Genomic DNA, 13,958 nt, shown 5'->3' on the forward strand with positions numbered 1-13,958 from the left:
TGGTGATTATTATATGTCAGGAAAAAGACAACTAACGTGTCCTCACTGTGGTTCTGCTTTTTCTATCCGTTCAAGTGAAGCTGAAAGTCCGGTTTTACGTCGCTATAAAGGGCAATGTCAAAATCTGGATTGTGGTTTTACTGCTATCGGATTTATGGAATTAAAATTCCAGCTTTCCCCTCCTTCAGTTCCAAATCCAGAAATACAGCTACCAGTTTCGGCACATTTAGGCCAGGGGAAATCTTCATGTCAGACAAAATAGATCTAGCACAAGAATTACAACTTAAACAGGTTCAGATTCAACCAAAAGACTTCAGTCGTCCATCACTCACGGAATGTGAAGAATGTGGTAATGACATTCCAGTAGAGCGTCAACGTTACGGTTCAGTAACGCTTTGTTTGGAATGTAAAAATACTCAAGAAAAACTTGCAAAAAGGTACTTTTAAATGACAAATTTCATGATTTTTTTGATTGTTCTTTTTGTATTATCTCTCATTATTCTATGGCTGATTCTTGATTATCATTTCATTCGGTTAAGTAAACTTTTAACTCCTACTCCGCTAGTGATTACTGGTGAATTAACTGAGGAAGAAAAAGAAATGTTATTAAAAGCAATCAACGAACATAACGCTAAAATTCAATTGGTGGATCCATGTGGCTTTACCCAACCCTTCTCGGAATCATGATAGGTATAATTATTTGTATTGCTTTATTCCTATATTACTTTGCATAAAACAAAGCCCCTATTTAGGGGCCTTATTTTTGGGATTATATTCTTTAAAATTTATCTTAATATTTTATATCGACAAACAAAATGGCCACATCTAGCATTTTGAATGACGATACCCTCATCTAAAACCAATTCCTTATATTTCAGACCCTCTGAAATATGTTCATAAAGTTCACCACCAGTTTTACTTCCTAACAAAGCTTGAGTTATTTTCTGGCCATCTTTAAAAGTAGCAGTCGATTTATCAATATTTTCACTATCGAAATGCCATGTCACTTCAATAAATTCTTGACTTAAATCTATTTGTAAATAGTTCGATAAATCTTTGCTAAACCAGTATGTTTTGCTTGGTTCACCCTTGTTTTTTGTTGAATCTTCTTGATCAACAATGGGTTTTCCTACTGCTTTTAAAATTTCTGAATCATTATTGATATTAACTTTAGGAACTGACTGACTATAATTAACTTTTGGCCAATCAAAATTAGGTTTATCTGAATCCGCAAGCTCTTGTTGTTGCTTTAATATTTCTTTTTTATATTGTTCTGCTTCTTTATCAATTTTTTCTTGTGATTTTATAGACTGATTTTCATTATCTGGACTTGAACAAGCAGCAAACCCAAAAGAACATATTAAAATAATAAGTAATAACTTCATTTCTAAATCCAACTAAATCAATCTTGCGTATCGTTATTAAAAATTTCTAGTCGATGCATTAGCTTTTCGTAATCATGCTGAGTACAAACTAATTCATGCATGGTCACACCTGTGTATTTATCTTGCATGAACTTTGCCCAATATCTTGATGTATACCAATGCTTTGTTTCCCAGCAATAAACATCCCATCTATCTTGCTTCATTTGGGCTTCGTGGATCCTCTCGACTCCACCAAAGTTTTCAATGGTTTTTTTCAAATCTAAAATTGAAGTCATTTTCATTACCTAGAAAAAAGCCTGTCTTTAAACTCAATATTTAATCACAAATCTTTTTTTTTACTGTTCATAATCATCAAAATAATAATCTCTTGACGCCTTAATAGTAACTAAGTTACGCTAATTAAACTACAGCAAAATCTGTGGTCAGGCGTGAGAACCTGAATTTCAAACAGGCGCAAAAAGTCCGCTAAGGACTCTTTTTTTGTGTAAAATTCGGCTGTGCCTTTATGGTGGGCTGGATAGGTATTATCGCATAAGCGATTTTGCCATCTTCTGTTTGGGATGGTTTCTCACCCCTATTCAGCCCGCCACCATTACCGTGAGAAGTGATGGTGTCAGGGTAAACTTGACAAACAGGAATAGTAAAAATGAAATCATTCACTTCAAAACACAATCACACCCAAAATATTCTCAAAGAACACTCCCCTATTTACGACATGGAAGCATATCGTCGTAAGGCAAGACGTCTCCGGATCCAAAAGGTGTTCAAGAACACCTACGAAGGTGGTGTATTCTCCCTAGTCGTTGTTTTAACATTCTCAATATTGTTTCTTGGGTATTGATACTCAGGATATTTTTTTCATTCAGTAAATTTAACTAACTGGATAAATTAAACTTTATGTGAAGTGCAGAACGTCAAAAGGTGTCGCGCCCCCTCTGTATTTCACATAAGAAATTTAAGACAATACGCCCACGATCATAGACAGGGGGAGAAATGCACTCTACGTTAGACATTAGCAGCCATAAAAAAATGTCGGCTGAAGAAATATTGGATGAAATTGAATTTCCATTGGAAAATTTAGAAAGCTTTTTATACGCAATGACGAAAATGAAAGTTGATGACCATCTAACAGAAAAGGATTTTTCGGCCATCATCAATACGATTCATCACCAAGTAAGTAATATATCCAGAGCGGTCCACACCAGATAAATAAAAACCCAGCTAAGGCTGGGTTTTAAGTATTTGATAGATTATGACTTAAAATTATTTGCGTATGTCTCTATTAAAGAAATTAGTCCTGGGCGCATATCTTCCTTAGTTTGTCGAAACAACTGAATTAACTTTGTTTCATCTTCCGTAAACTCACTTTTTGCTAATTGATCCACTCCCCAAAGAATATACGGAATATTAAAACCATGATCTTCCAACAGATCCAGTTGATCAGTATCTAAAGCAGCATTGTGCTTCTCATAGCGAACAACTGAGTTTTTTTTAACCTTTAAAATATCCGCAAGATCTTCTTGATTATTAAACCCCAAGCGTCTCCGCTCGTCTCTTAGTCGGCTGCCACGAGACGACAAATCATCATTTTTCATACTTTTTCCCGAAAAAGCACTTGATTATCACCATTATTCGTACTAAATTATGGTTACTGAGTTACTAAGTAACGATTTATGGTGATTTTCGCATGAACAAGTCAAATGATCAAACTAAACAGCACCACACAGAAAGCACGATGGTTCGCTGGACTGAAAAACAAATGGCTGCACTTGAAGCAGCTGCCTTCAATCAGAAAAAACGGCCTGCTGTTTTCATCCGTGAATTTATGTTGGAAAACTGCCCTGCATTTAAGCCAACCGAAACGGATGAGCGATTGTAATCAAAGTCATATTTGTCTGCATGAAAAGCTACAAACGCAAACAAAATATTCACAATCTCAAACAGTTACACAAATTTAAGTGGTTTTATTAAATGTCAGTAATACAAAAACGCATTGACGACAGACTCAATCAATTATTCAACTTCAAGAAAGTTGGGGAATGGTACCGTGAAGGGTTATGTCCTAATTGCGGTAAAAAGGAACTTTTTACACATGCTGAATCACCACGGATTGTTAAATGTGGACGTTTAAACAAATGTGGATATGAAGAACATGTAAAAGAGATCTGTGACGATCTTTTTAAAGACTGGTCAAAAGAATTCCCACGTACCAAAGAACACCCACATGCTGCAGCAGATGCGTATCTCATCAATGCACGTGGCTTTGATATTGCCAAGTTAAAAGGTACATACACCCAAGAAACCTTCGCCAATGAAAAAAAATATCCTGGTCTTTATACCAGCACTGTTCGTTTCAAAATTGCAGATGATGTGCATTGGGAACGTTTTATCGACCGTCCTGAGCGTTTTGGCCGTCAAAAAGCCAACTTCATTGGTGAATATAAGGGTTTATCCTGGACACTTCACGAGCTTGATGATCTTTGCAAAGCTCAAACGATTTGGTTCACCGAAGGCATATTCAATGCGATTGCACTTTCATTTGCTGGTCAGCCTTCAGCTGCCACCATGTCCACCGAAAACTATCCTTCCAAGCTTCTTGAACAGATTGCTTTACGTTGTATTGAATTAAAGCAACAGAAACCACGTATCCGCTGGGCATTCGATCCGGATCCAGCTGGTAAGAAAGCAACACGTAAATTTCATATCAAAGCTAAACAAGATGGATGGGATTCAACTGCAGCCCAGCCACCAGCTGGTGGAATGGACTGGAATGATCTTTATATGCGTGATCAGCTGCAGAGTGATAACCGGAAGGTATATCAGCACTATGGCGAATTACTCATTGCTGAAACACCAGAACAAGCTGGTTTATTAATTTACAACTTCAATGAAGGCCGTCGCAGAACCTTCTATTTTCATCATAACTTCCGTTTGTATTGGTTCAATTTAGACATGGACAAATACAGCAAGGAATTAGAACGCATTGAATCAGATCCGGAGAGAGATTTTTTACTCGATAACGAAAAGCGTGAACTTGCACTTCAGCAATGTGCAGCTGTGGCCGAGATCTGCAACCGCCAATTAAATCCGTTGTACTTCCAGCGCAACGAAATTACAGATGAATCCTGGTACTACTTCCAGATCCAAACACCCGATGACGAAATGAAAGCCACATTTACTGCAGACCATATTTCTGCACCAGGTAAATTCGGCCCACGTTTATTGTCAGTTCAAGTGGGTGCGTGGTGGACCGGAAATAATCATCAACTTTTAACGTTTATGAAGCAAAACACCGAGAGGTTACGAGAAGTGAAAACAATCGATTTCATGGGGTACACCAAAGAATATGGAGCGTACATATTCGAAAAACATGCTGTTTATAAAGGAAATGTTATCCACATTAATGATCACGATTTCTACAAACTAGGACGTTTAGAATTGAAAACTTTAGCTGGAAGTCCATCCATAAAATTGAACCCTAAAAAGGAATTCAAGCCGACCTGGTGGAAGGATTTTTATCGAGTACGTGGAGCTAAAGGATTAATCGCTTTAGCTTGGTGGACCGGATCTTTTTTCGCTGAACAGATCCGTGCCATGCACAGTTCTTATCCATTCATTGAAATCGTAGGTGAAGCTGGTGCCGGTAAATCTCGTTTAATCGAGTTCATGTGGAAACTGTCCGGCCGTGCTGACTATGAAGGCTTTGATGCGAATAAATCTACCAATGTGGCGATCTATCGTAATTTTGCACAAATCTCTAACTTGCCTGTGGTCCTCATCGAGGGCGACCGTAATGACCAGAATGGCAATGCTGTGGCCAAAGCCAAGTTTAGTTGGGACGAATTAAAAGATGCATACAACGGCCGAGCAATCCGCTCAAAGGGTCTAAAAACTGCTGGTAATGAAACGTATGAACCACCCTTCCGTGGTGCCATCATGATTTCACAGAACACGCAAATTCAAGCTTCTGAAGCAATTCTGACACGTACCTTACATATTTACTTCGACCGCAAAGGCCAGTCACTCGAAACCAAGCGAATTGTTGACGAATTGGACCGAATGGATATTGAAGATACATGCATATATATGACGCATTGTCTGAAGCTAGAAACAGAGATCCTAGAAACATATTCCAAGAAGGTCGAGGAGTTAGAAGCAGAGTTTCATAACAACGGTATTACTCATACACGTATTGCACTTTGCCATGCCCAAGTTTCGGCCCTTATCGATGCTTTGGCCAAGCATGTTTTACATGATGCAATCGACATAGAAGAAGTTGTGGCAGCCAAAGAATTGCTAATGACGATGGCCGAGGACCGTGTCAATCAACTCAATGGCGACCATCCGCTTGTAGAACAGTTCTGGGATGCATACGAATATCTAAATAGCAGTCGCAGTGCTGCATTCACTCTGAATCATTACGATGTTGATGCACAACAAGTGGCCATTAATTTGAATGAAGTCTACAAAGTGGCTGCACGTAATTTTCAGAACCTTCCAGACATAAAAGAAATGAAGAATTTATTGCGTACCAGCCGACGCTATAAATTTATTGATATGAACAAAGCAGTTCGCTCAAACAAATACCCAGCAGATGAAGCCAAAAACCTTACTGGTGAGGATGACATTTCTGTCGACCGTTCTCACACAGTGAAATGCTGGATCTTTACCAACCCAAGCTACGGAGCATCGCAAGTATGAAATCTGATATTTGGAATCAATTAGATCCTAATGAACTGCCCTTTATTGATTGTGAAATGGCACAGGAGGAATTTAACCGCCAATTTACGTGCACTTGGGATTATGGCCTAAATTCAGTAGGAATTTCAGTCAGTGAACAACAGAACATTGAAGAAGCAATTACTCAGGTTCAAAGCTGTATCTGTGCCCTCAACAACCAGGAAACACGTTCTGCACGTCGGGAAGCAAAGGAAGTACTTCAGATCATTCGTAAAAACCTGAATTGGGAAAAGTACGAAGAACTGAAGAACAAAGTAAACATGTTGCAAAGCCTACTTTATAAAGCCGTGTGACGCTATTTTCACAAATACGAGGATATTTAGATGGACGATAAAACCACTATTGAAGTCAAGGTAATACTTCAAGCAATTAAGGGAAAAATTGAAATTTTTAACGAGATGGAAGCCGAAGAAAAAACAAAAGAGAGTGTTAATCATCACTACTTGCTCGGGGCTTCTCAACAAACACTCAGAGTCATTGAAGGTATTGTAGATAAAGAACTTTCTAAGATCGAAAGCAGCAATTAAATCAGCACACATACAAAAGCGGCCACTTTTGCATGTGTCACACAACTACCGGAGAGCAATTATGCAAAACGATTCTAACGTAGAAAACAAACAAGCGGAAATTCCAGTCCATCTACAGTGTGCACCACGTACATATAAAGTCGCCTATGACAAATGGAGCGATGTCTGTGATTTAGAGTTCACGGTTGTTATTAAATGCACTGATGAAATGCTTCATGAGCACAATAACTTCTGGTCTGGCTACAAAGACAGACTAAATGAAAATAATGGAGACATTGTTGCAGTCATACTGAAAATGATTGGAAAAGCAGTATTTTTTGCCTGTTTTGAGGGGAAAGAGAGAGTAGGAATCCCCCCTTTTAAATGGGGTGTAAATACTATTTTTCAGGAAGAAGGCTGGTATAGCGACTGTTTTGAAATTACAAAACTTTATTTTGACAGTCATGTAAGTGGAGATGATTTCGAAATCAATCCAGTAACGGTGGAGGGATAAATCATGTCTAAAAAAACATCACCTGAAATACATTCAAAATTCGAATCTGTAATGAAGCATGATCTTGAAAATTTCGATTGGAATGAAGACTTAGAGCTTTATGAAAATGAAACCACTCAAATTTGCTGGCTAACATTTTTGCTTACCAATGAATCTCAAACTCTAAATAATGACTGCATGATTGACCAAACTTGGTTTATGAAAGGTTCACCAGTGGCGAATCTTATTAAACATGCTGAAGGAGTTTATAAAGCTGAAGCAATTGCCCAAAACTCTAAAATCCAATTTGGAACAGATGATAATAAAACTTGGTGGGCACACGAGATTCCATTTTTTGGCACAGTGCAACTTGATCAAATAGAAGAACACGGTCTTATCGAGTGGGATATTTATTTTAATGAATGTTGGCAAGGCCCATTCTCATCAAAATCTAAGGCTATTCAACATTTAGAGGAATGCATAGCAGAAAAACGCCAAGAAGCTCAGGAGCAAAAACCATGCGTGGAGTAAACAAAGCAATTTTAGTGGGTACTTTGGGTGCAGATCCAATCTCCAAAACATTCCCAAATGGCGGATCTTATACTCAATTTTCCATTGCCACTTCTGAAAAATGGCAAGATAAGCGTACTGGCGACTGGATGGAACACACCGAATGGCACCGCATAGTGGCACATAATAAAACCGGTGAAATCGCCATGAAATTCCTGAAAAAAGGATCGAAGGTTTACATTGAAGGATCTATTCACACACGTCAGTGGACCGACCAGAGCCGTAATCACCAATATATAACGGAAGTTAGAGCCAATCATTTACAAGTGCTCGATGGGCTTTCTGCAGCTAGTCCAGTTTAAGGAACAAAAATGACAGTAAATATTGATTCTATTATTGAAAAAACGCTTCTTAAAATCATGAAGCAAATTGATTCTAAACCGATTATCCCGATTGAATGCCAAGTATGGGATGAACATGATATTGCAAATTATTTTAAATATACGGTGGATTACACCAAACGAAATATCATGAGTAATAAATATTTTCCACCAGGTAGAGAGCTACCAACAGATCCAAAAGGTGAACGCATGTCACTCCGCTGGAAGGCTACAGATATTATTAAATACGCTATGGCCTTCGATAAATCCAACGTGAACTACAGTTAAGCATAAGCCACCGAAAGGTGGCTTTTTATTTATTGACTTAATCTAATTTTCCATACAATATTTTTTTAAAAGTTTTTTGAGCAACATTCAAACTATGGAAATCAAAGACATTACTGGGCTAGGCGAACTTTCCCCAATTTTTTTAGAATTGTATAAAGATATGGCTCAACCAGCTGCCAGAAATGTAGGGCTTGGTTTAGCTGCAATTACGAGTATTGGACTATTTCTCCATTTGTTAACTTCATGGGGGACAGAAAAGTTAAATATTTGCTTAAAAAATAATTTAGAAAAGTACAGTGACCGTATTAAAGACACACCAGTTGAAGATATATCAGAAGTTCCACCAGAGATTGGTATTCCAATTATTGAGAAACTTAGTTATGTCACTAATGAGGAACTAAGAAACTTATATGTTGAGCTTTTAGCAAAAGCAACAATTAAAAAAGAAAATGATAAAGCACACCCAAGCTTTATAAATATAATTAACTCTTTATCGCCAGATGAGGCGCTATTACTTGATTTTTTCAAAAAAAATCAATCCATTACACCTAAACATTATTTTAGATACAGTCTTAGAAAATCTGAAGCATTTCAAATGTATTTGTTGGAAATGCATAATAATTTTATAAAACTACAGTTTCCAAATAATCTCGCGGGTTATTTGGAAAACTTTGAAGGGCTTGGAATAATTTATATTACTGATTCCAATACTACTCAAATTGAAATGTTTAAAGATCTTGAAAGTAACATCGAAAGAAATTTACACAGAGCTGGCGCAAATTTTCAACGCGTTTCATTATTATCACATTCAAAACTCAATTCACAACGTCAATCTTTATATGTCACTAATTATGGAAAATTATTTCTAGATGCTGTAATTGAATCTCCTTCAAAGCAAAAAAGAGAAGATTAATTTCTAACATCTATTTTTATCCATTAAGCCAATAACCGGCTTAAACCAGCCGACATATTTAATTCTTCTAGGATCTCATCATTAGTCGGATTGTAGTAAGTAAGGGCCTGTTTTGGATCCTTCCATCCAAAAATCTTACACAGTGTAAGAGCGTTTTTAATCCGTCTGGCCATGAGTGATGCAGCTTCATGTCTGGAATCGTGAAAAGTCAGATCTGCATTCTCTAAACCAGCCTGTTTTCGTGCTTTACGGAACAGCGCATCTCGTGAAGAATCAGAAATTGTAAATACTTTAGGACTCCCCTTCCGGTCAATTTTCAAGGCCAGCGTCCACAGCTGAAGCGCAAAATCATCTAATGGGACCTTTCTGGCCGTTCCGTTTTTAGTATCATCCAATTGAACATAACGTTTATCTAAATGTACATCCTTAGGCAATCGATTCACGATTTCTCCGGATCTCATACCCGTGGCCATAGCAATGAGCCACGCCAAACCCACTTCTTGTGTTTTCGTTTCTGGTACCGTTCCTGGCTTATATTTTAAAGCAGTGAGCATTTTCACCAGTTCATCTTCTTCGACACGTCTTTCACGGTTATTTGGTTTTTTTGGCTTCCGGATGTCTTGAACAGGATTAAAATCAATCCAGTGTTTATCTAACCGGCACCAATTAAAGAAAGCTGATAGTAATGAATAATCACGCAACACACTTGAAGCCTTCAGCGGTCGGATAGATCGCTTCATGACTGAATCTTCCCATTGCTTAATGAATTCACTTTTATATGCAATCAGTGGCCAATCAACGTTGGGAAGGTTTTCTTTGAAATATTCCACCCGATTTCGTTCTTTTTTGGCCGTCTTTTTATGAATAGAAACCTCATCACTATATTTCTGCAGTGCTTCACGCACGGTGAGCACCGTTTTTTTCTTTAATGCTTCAGCTGTAGATGCATTGAGCAATAAATCACGTTCCTCTGCTCTACCCCAGTTCGTTGCATCAATTTTATTTTTACAAGTTTTTGTCTTGCGGACTCCATTCACCAGGACGTCTGCTTTCCATTTTTTGTTAGGACGCTGATAAACCGATACGCTCATAAAATAAGTAATTCCTTCATTGTGTGTGGTCGGGTGGAAAACGGGTGGAGATATATACCAAATAATCCCGAAAAATACCGTAAAAAAACATAACAGCCAGAAACGACAAAGCCCCAAGCCTTTGATATATAAGGCTTGGGGCTTTAAATAATCTGTGTAAGCTTTCGCTTGGTCCCGAGGGTCGGACTCGAACCGACACGTCATCTCTGACAGCGGATTTTGAGTCCGCCGCGTCTACCAATTTCACCACCTCGGGAAGAGTGCGATGCTTTGTGTTGCGTATAATAACCTGTTTGATTTTATTGTCAAACACTAACTCACGCTTATTGCTCACTTTTAAATCACTCAGATATTTTTCTCTCAATAAACACGCGAACTCAGCGAGAAAACGCAAAAAAGACTATACTACGCCCAATTTTTGCAATGTTTTAGATGTATGCAACTCTCCGACTTTTCGTTTGATCTCCCCGATGAACTTATTGCTCGCTATCCGTTAGACAGCCGTAGCGCATCTCGCCTGCTGCATATCGATGCGCAAGGTCAATATCACGACCACGCCTTTACCGATATTATTGACCTGCTCGAAGACGGCGATCTGCTGGTACTGAATGACACCAAAGTCATGAAAGCACGCTTAAAAGGTAAACGTGCTACAGGTGGTGCAATCGAAGTTCTGGTTGAGCGCATGTTGGATACCCACACGGCACATTGCCATATTAAATCAAGTAACTCCCCCAAAGCAGGCGCAGAACTGTATATCGGTGAAGATGCTGTGCCTGTCACCGTACAGGGTCGCCATGAAAATCTGTTTGTGGTGAAATTTTCACAACCGATTCTATCGGTACTAGATCAATACGGCCAACTCCCGATTCCACCTTATTTCAACCGTGAAGCCGAAGAGATTGATACTGAACGTTATCAAACCGTGTTCCACGACCCTGAAAAAATTGCCAGTGTTGCTGCACCAACAGCGAGTCTGCATTTCGACCAAGGCTTATTAGAAAAACTAGAAGCCAAAGGCGTGCAAAAAACCTTTGTCACGTTACATGTCGGTGCAGGAACGTTTATGCCTGTGCGTACCACAGACATTACCAATCACATTATGCACAGTGAATGGTGTGATGTACCACAAGCGACCATTGACCTGATTTTGGCAACCAAAGCGCGTGGTAATAAAGTGATTGCAGTGGGAACCACGGCGACCCGTGCCTTAGAAAGTGCAGCACAAGCCAATCAAGGCAAAATTGCAGCGTGGACTGGTGATACCCAGATCTTTATCTATCCAGGTTATCAGTTCTGTATCGTGGATCGTTTGATTACCAACTTCCATTTGCCTGAATCAACCTTATTGATGTTGGTTTCAGCACTTTCCAATCGAGACAATATCTTGGCTGCTTATACCCATGCAGTGGAGCAACGCTATCGCTTTTTTAGTTATGGCGATGCGATGTTGGTGGATAAGTTCGACGCTTAATATTGATCAATCGACTAAATTACGGTTTAGTCGATTTTTACTATAAAAATGCTTTGGTAAAAGTCATTCATTCAAAATAATAAAACTCAACTAGATTCAGATTATAGACTTCTTAGTTTCTGAAATTTAAAGCATAATTCAAACAAGACCAACCTATTATAATGAAACGATTATTTCCATGCCGATCGACACTGTACAACAAGCGCTGCATATCAGACGTAAAAAAAATGCGCAGGTTTTTCGCAATATTGCACGATTGTGGGATGTTGGACAGAAAGCGCATAGTGATCAGGCTCTATTAGATGCCTTGCACCCATGGCGTGACGATCACAGCCTGCGTTTTTTTAATGTCCTACCCTATTTATTAGCACTGATCAGTGTTGGCACCTTGGTGTTTGGTTATTTCTTACATCCGCATATTCAATATATCTGGAGTCTACTCGGGGCATTTTTAACCGGTTTTCTGGCCTATCTGCTTTATGAACCACAAGAGCCATTAACGCGCGTCATCAATTATCTAGAAGAACGTATGACCGTATTACGCTATGGTTTGCAGTTCCAGCAATTGCCTGCTTATTTACCGATTCAAGCACAGCCACTTTTGGTGATCAGTAAGTTAAAACAACATTTCCCCCTATTTAATCGCGGCAATGAAGCCAACGAGATTACCCAATACGCGTCGACCACATGGCATGATGGCAATACAGAACATCAGGTTCTACTGTTTCAATATCACTATGTTAGTGAAATGCCGATCCTTCAGGATCAAAGCAGCGATAAGAAAATCGTTAAAGAAATCCATAAAGATTTGTGGGGCGCGTTTATTTTTCAAATGCCAGCCTTAGGAATTGCCGTCAGCAATCAACGTTCTCGTTTTTTTGAACCTTATACCAGCTCATGGCAAAGCAGCGATATTTTGATTAACCAAGAATTGAATATTTTTGGCTTAGATCAACACCGACTCGCAAAAGAGGTGAGCCCTAGTCTGACCTTAAAGTTACATGATTTTTTTCAACATTTTACAGGTGATTTAATTTATCATCATGAGGAACAAATCATGTGTTACGTCGGCGAACAAAATCTTTTCCAAACAGCCAGTAAACGCAGTGACATTCAGGATATTCCAGCATTACGTGGACATTTAAGAACCATGACCATGCCGCAATATCATAAGTTTCAACAATTGATGCTGAATTTAATTCGCTAATGATTGAGCAATAACAATAAGGGGAATGGCGATGACAGGTTTACTAATCTTCTTGGGAATTTTTGTCGCACTGATCGTGTGGGGCATTTCTATCCGCAACAATATCGTACGCTATTTTAATGCCACCAAACGGGCATGGTCAGAAGTAGCCAACTTCGAACGTCAAAAAGTAAAGACTTTAGAAGCCTTGGAAGCAACGCTGGATCAATACACTCAATTTGAAAAATCCACCTTGGAAAAAGTCACCGAGTTACGTCAACAGATTCTTAACCTGAATGTGAATGATACGGATATTTCGCAATTACAACAGATTGAGAAAATGAGTAAGGAACTGATTCGTAGCTTGAATGTGGTGGTCGAAAATTATCCTGAACTGAAAGCGGATGCACTGTATAGCAAGATGATGGATGATATTCAGGAGCAAAACGAAAATGTTGGTGCGGCCATCACTATTTTTAACCGCAACGTAGAATTATTTAATAACCAGATCGAAGTGTTCCCGAATAATCTGATCAATACGCTGACTTTATCCAAGAAAGCCATTCGCCCGTTTAAGGATAATCTGGCGACTGAAAACTTTGATTATAAGCCGAATTTTTAGTGCGGTAGTTATACATATTAGCGTCTTTTAGTTATCTCACTAATTTCAGCAAAAACCTTCGGTTGGAGTTACTTTTGTTTTGGCAAAAGTAACCAAAACCATTTGTTAGACTGACGGTACATCCCTGCTACCGCAGTCTAACGCGGCGGCATCCATGCCGCCATCTCGATAGCAAATTTCCTCACAAATTTCGCACTACAAAATGCAAAAACCTTATTAACGTAAATAAGAATTTACTTCTCAACATTCAAACAAATATCATTCAAAATTTATTAAATTAAATCTATTTTATCTATCGCTACATTTAGTAGTAGAACTACACGCCATAATCGGGGAAAATAGCCGCTTTCGATCAGCGAACTGTTTTTTC

Annotated in this window: 20 protein-coding genes and 1 tRNA gene; 16 read left to right on the forward strand and 5 right to left on the reverse strand. The window is 38.7% G+C overall.

Translation table 11 applies throughout. The annotated features are described in order from the left end of the window. The first annotated feature begins 13 nt into the window (after positions 1-13). Genes F902_RS22235 through F902_RS19980 form a run of 3 tightly spaced genes read left to right on the forward strand, consistent with a single transcriptional unit; the run spans position 14 to position 687 of the window. On the forward strand, positions 14-262 hold the full coding sequence (locus tag F902_RS22235; protein ID WP_005206278.1) for an ogr/Delta-like zinc finger family protein: 249 nt from the start codon (positions 14-16) through the stop codon (positions 260-262). Continuing rightward, positions 247-447, forward strand: coding sequence for a TraR/DksA C4-type zinc finger protein (locus F902_RS19975; RefSeq protein ID WP_005206279.1), 201 nt, complete (start codon positions 247-249; stop codon positions 445-447). Before F902_RS22235 ends, F902_RS19975 begins: the two co-directional genes overlap by 16 nt. Beyond that, positions 448-687 carry a hypothetical protein gene (locus F902_RS19980; RefSeq protein WP_005206280.1) on the forward strand — a complete coding sequence of 80 codons (240 nt, stop codon included), beginning with the start codon at positions 448-450 and terminating at the stop codon, positions 685-687. Positions 688-785: 98 nt separating this feature from the next. On the opposite strand, the gene F902_RS19985 is transcribed toward F902_RS19980, so the two are convergent. Together F902_RS19985 and F902_RS19990 are read right to left on the reverse strand one after the other, a co-directional pair. Beyond that, positions 786-1,385 carry a putative periplasmic lipoprotein gene (locus F902_RS19985; RefSeq protein WP_005206281.1) on the reverse strand — a complete coding sequence of 200 codons (600 nt, stop codon included), beginning with the start codon at positions 1,383-1,385 and terminating at the stop codon, positions 786-788. Between the two features lie 17 nt (positions 1,386-1,402). Further along, the gene (locus tag F902_RS19990) at positions 1,403-1,660 is read right to left on the reverse strand and encodes a hypothetical protein (RefSeq protein ID WP_005206282.1); all 258 of its coding nucleotides are present in this window, start codon (positions 1,658-1,660) and stop codon (positions 1,403-1,405) included. Between the two features lie 718 nt (positions 1,661-2,378). Here F902_RS19990 and F902_RS22815 point away from each other — a divergent pair. Next, positions 2,379-2,594 (forward strand): hypothetical protein, encoded by a 216-nt coding sequence (locus F902_RS22815; protein ID WP_005206284.1) that lies wholly within the window; start codon positions 2,379-2,381, stop codon positions 2,592-2,594. Positions 2,595-2,635: 41 nt separating this feature from the next. Here F902_RS22815 and F902_RS20005 read toward each other — a convergent pair whose 3' ends face one another. Next, positions 2,636-2,980 (reverse strand): helix-turn-helix domain-containing protein, encoded by a 345-nt coding sequence (locus F902_RS20005; protein WP_005206286.1) that lies wholly within the window; start codon positions 2,978-2,980, stop codon positions 2,636-2,638. A gap of 92 nt (positions 2,981-3,072) precedes the next feature. Here F902_RS20005 and F902_RS20010 point away from each other — a divergent pair, with 92 nt between their 5' ends. From F902_RS20010 to F902_RS20050, 9 genes are all read left to right on the forward strand, one after another. Then, positions 3,073-3,264 carry a hypothetical protein gene (locus F902_RS20010; RefSeq protein WP_005206288.1) on the forward strand — a complete coding sequence of 64 codons (192 nt, stop codon included), beginning with the start codon at positions 3,073-3,075 and terminating at the stop codon, positions 3,262-3,264. Between the two features lie 92 nt (positions 3,265-3,356). Further along, positions 3,357-6,086, forward strand: coding sequence for a toprim domain-containing protein (locus F902_RS20015; protein WP_005206289.1), 2,730 nt, complete (start codon positions 3,357-3,359; stop codon positions 6,084-6,086). Beyond that, positions 6,083-6,418, forward strand: coding sequence for a hypothetical protein (locus F902_RS20020; protein ID WP_005206290.1), 336 nt, complete (start codon positions 6,083-6,085; stop codon positions 6,416-6,418). Before F902_RS20015 ends, F902_RS20020 begins: the two co-directional genes overlap by 4 nt. A gap of 30 nt (positions 6,419-6,448) precedes the next feature. Continuing rightward, a complete protein-coding gene (locus F902_RS20025; RefSeq protein WP_005206292.1) occupies positions 6,449-6,652 on the forward strand; it encodes a hypothetical protein in 204 nt (67 codons plus the stop codon). 61 nt (positions 6,653-6,713) lie between these two features. Beyond that, complete coding sequence (locus F902_RS20030) at positions 6,714-7,145, forward strand: DUF2528 family protein (RefSeq protein ID WP_005206294.1); 432 nt, start codon at positions 6,714-6,716, stop codon at positions 7,143-7,145. A gap of 3 nt (positions 7,146-7,148) precedes the next feature. Continuing rightward, a complete protein-coding gene (locus tag F902_RS20035) occupies positions 7,149-7,655 on the forward strand; it encodes a hypothetical protein (RefSeq protein ID WP_005206296.1) in 507 nt (168 codons plus the stop codon). Further along, on the forward strand, positions 7,643-7,996 hold the full coding sequence (locus F902_RS20040) for a single-stranded DNA-binding protein (RefSeq protein WP_005206297.1): 354 nt from the start codon (positions 7,643-7,645) through the stop codon (positions 7,994-7,996). Before F902_RS20035 ends, F902_RS20040 begins: the two co-directional genes overlap by 13 nt. A 9-nt stretch (positions 7,997-8,005) precedes the next feature. After that, positions 8,006-8,302 carry a hypothetical protein gene (locus tag F902_RS20045; RefSeq protein WP_005206298.1) on the forward strand — a complete coding sequence of 99 codons (297 nt, stop codon included), beginning with the start codon at positions 8,006-8,008 and terminating at the stop codon, positions 8,300-8,302. A 94-nt stretch (positions 8,303-8,396) separates the two neighbouring features. Then, on the forward strand, positions 8,397-9,215 hold the full coding sequence (locus F902_RS20050; protein WP_005206299.1) for a DUF4393 domain-containing protein: 819 nt from the start codon (positions 8,397-8,399) through the stop codon (positions 9,213-9,215). Between the two features lie 23 nt (positions 9,216-9,238). Here F902_RS20050 and F902_RS20055 read toward each other — a convergent pair whose 3' ends face one another. Together F902_RS20055 and F902_RS20060 are read right to left on the reverse strand one after the other, a co-directional pair. After that, positions 9,239-10,306, reverse strand: a complete 1,068-nt coding sequence (locus F902_RS20055) for a tyrosine-type recombinase/integrase (protein WP_005206300.1) — start codon at positions 10,304-10,306, stop codon at positions 9,239-9,241. A gap of 169 nt (positions 10,307-10,475) precedes the next feature. After that, positions 10,476-10,562 (reverse strand) — tRNA-Leu (locus F902_RS20060). 180 nt (positions 10,563-10,742) lie between these two features. Between F902_RS20060 and queA the strand changes: the two genes are divergently transcribed. The 3 genes from queA (at position 10,743) to F902_RS20075 (ending at position 13,588) form a co-directional block, all read left to right on the forward strand. Continuing rightward, entirely contained in the window at positions 10,743-11,780 is a 1,038-nt protein-coding gene (gene queA / locus F902_RS20065) for a tRNA preQ1(34) S-adenosylmethionine ribosyltransferase-isomerase QueA (RefSeq protein ID WP_005206301.1), read from the forward strand. A 178-nt stretch (positions 11,781-11,958) separates the two neighbouring features. Then, a complete protein-coding gene (locus F902_RS20070) occupies positions 11,959-12,987 on the forward strand; it encodes a hypothetical protein (RefSeq protein WP_005206302.1) in 1,029 nt (342 codons plus the stop codon). A 31-nt stretch (positions 12,988-13,018) separates the two neighbouring features. Further along, the gene (locus tag F902_RS20075) at positions 13,019-13,588 is read left to right on the forward strand and encodes a LemA family protein (RefSeq protein ID WP_004802705.1); all 570 of its coding nucleotides are present in this window, start codon (positions 13,019-13,021) and stop codon (positions 13,586-13,588) included. Positions 13,589-13,958 lie beyond the last annotated feature (370 nt).

The organism is Acinetobacter higginsii (assembly GCF_000369525.1).
Classification (GTDB): domain Bacteria; phylum Pseudomonadota; class Gammaproteobacteria; order Pseudomonadales; family Moraxellaceae; genus Acinetobacter; species Acinetobacter higginsii.

Excerpts from the sequence above, each read along its gene's own strand:
- F902_RS22235 (WP_005206278.1), top strand. The coding sequence starts at position 14 with ATGTCAGGAAAAAGACAACTAACGTGTCCTCACTGTGGTTCTGCTTTT.
- F902_RS19975 (WP_005206279.1), top strand. The coding sequence starts at position 247 with ATGTCAGACAAAATAGATCTAGCACAAGAATTACAACTTAAACAGGTT.
- F902_RS19980 (WP_005206280.1), top strand. The coding sequence starts at position 448 with ATGACAAATTTCATGATTTTTTTGATTGTTCTTTTTGTATTATCTCTC.
- F902_RS19985 (WP_005206281.1), bottom strand. The coding sequence starts at position 1,385 with ATGAAGTTATTACTTATTATTTTAATATGTTCTTTTGGGTTTGCTGCT.
- F902_RS19990 (WP_005206282.1), bottom strand. The coding sequence starts at position 1,660 with ATGACTTCAATTTTAGATTTGAAAAAAACCATTGAAAACTTTGGTGGA.
- F902_RS22815 (WP_005206284.1), top strand. The coding sequence starts at position 2,379 with ATGCACTCTACGTTAGACATTAGCAGCCATAAAAAAATGTCGGCTGAA.
- F902_RS20005 (WP_005206286.1), bottom strand. The coding sequence starts at position 2,980 with ATGAAAAATGATGATTTGTCGTCTCGTGGCAGCCGACTAAGAGACGAG.
- F902_RS20010 (WP_005206288.1), top strand. The coding sequence starts at position 3,073 with ATGAACAAGTCAAATGATCAAACTAAACAGCACCACACAGAAAGCACG.
- F902_RS20015 (WP_005206289.1), top strand. The coding sequence starts at position 3,357 with ATGTCAGTAATACAAAAACGCATTGACGACAGACTCAATCAATTATTC.
- F902_RS20020 (WP_005206290.1), top strand. The coding sequence starts at position 6,083 with ATGAAATCTGATATTTGGAATCAATTAGATCCTAATGAACTGCCCTTT.
- F902_RS20025 (WP_005206292.1), top strand. The coding sequence starts at position 6,449 with ATGGACGATAAAACCACTATTGAAGTCAAGGTAATACTTCAAGCAATT.
- F902_RS20030 (WP_005206294.1), top strand. The coding sequence starts at position 6,714 with ATGCAAAACGATTCTAACGTAGAAAACAAACAAGCGGAAATTCCAGTC.
- F902_RS20035 (WP_005206296.1), top strand. The coding sequence starts at position 7,149 with ATGTCTAAAAAAACATCACCTGAAATACATTCAAAATTCGAATCTGTA.
- F902_RS20040 (WP_005206297.1), top strand. The coding sequence starts at position 7,643 with ATGCGTGGAGTAAACAAAGCAATTTTAGTGGGTACTTTGGGTGCAGAT.
- F902_RS20045 (WP_005206298.1), top strand. The coding sequence starts at position 8,006 with ATGACAGTAAATATTGATTCTATTATTGAAAAAACGCTTCTTAAAATC.
- F902_RS20050 (WP_005206299.1), top strand. The coding sequence starts at position 8,397 with ATGGAAATCAAAGACATTACTGGGCTAGGCGAACTTTCCCCAATTTTT.
- F902_RS20055 (WP_005206300.1), bottom strand. The coding sequence starts at position 10,306 with ATGAGCGTATCGGTTTATCAGCGTCCTAACAAAAAATGGAAAGCAGAC.
- queA (WP_005206301.1), top strand. The coding sequence starts at position 10,743 with ATGCAACTCTCCGACTTTTCGTTTGATCTCCCCGATGAACTTATTGCT.
- F902_RS20070 (WP_005206302.1), top strand. The coding sequence starts at position 11,959 with ATGCCGATCGACACTGTACAACAAGCGCTGCATATCAGACGTAAAAAA.
- F902_RS20075 (WP_004802705.1), top strand. The coding sequence starts at position 13,019 with ATGACAGGTTTACTAATCTTCTTGGGAATTTTTGTCGCACTGATCGTG.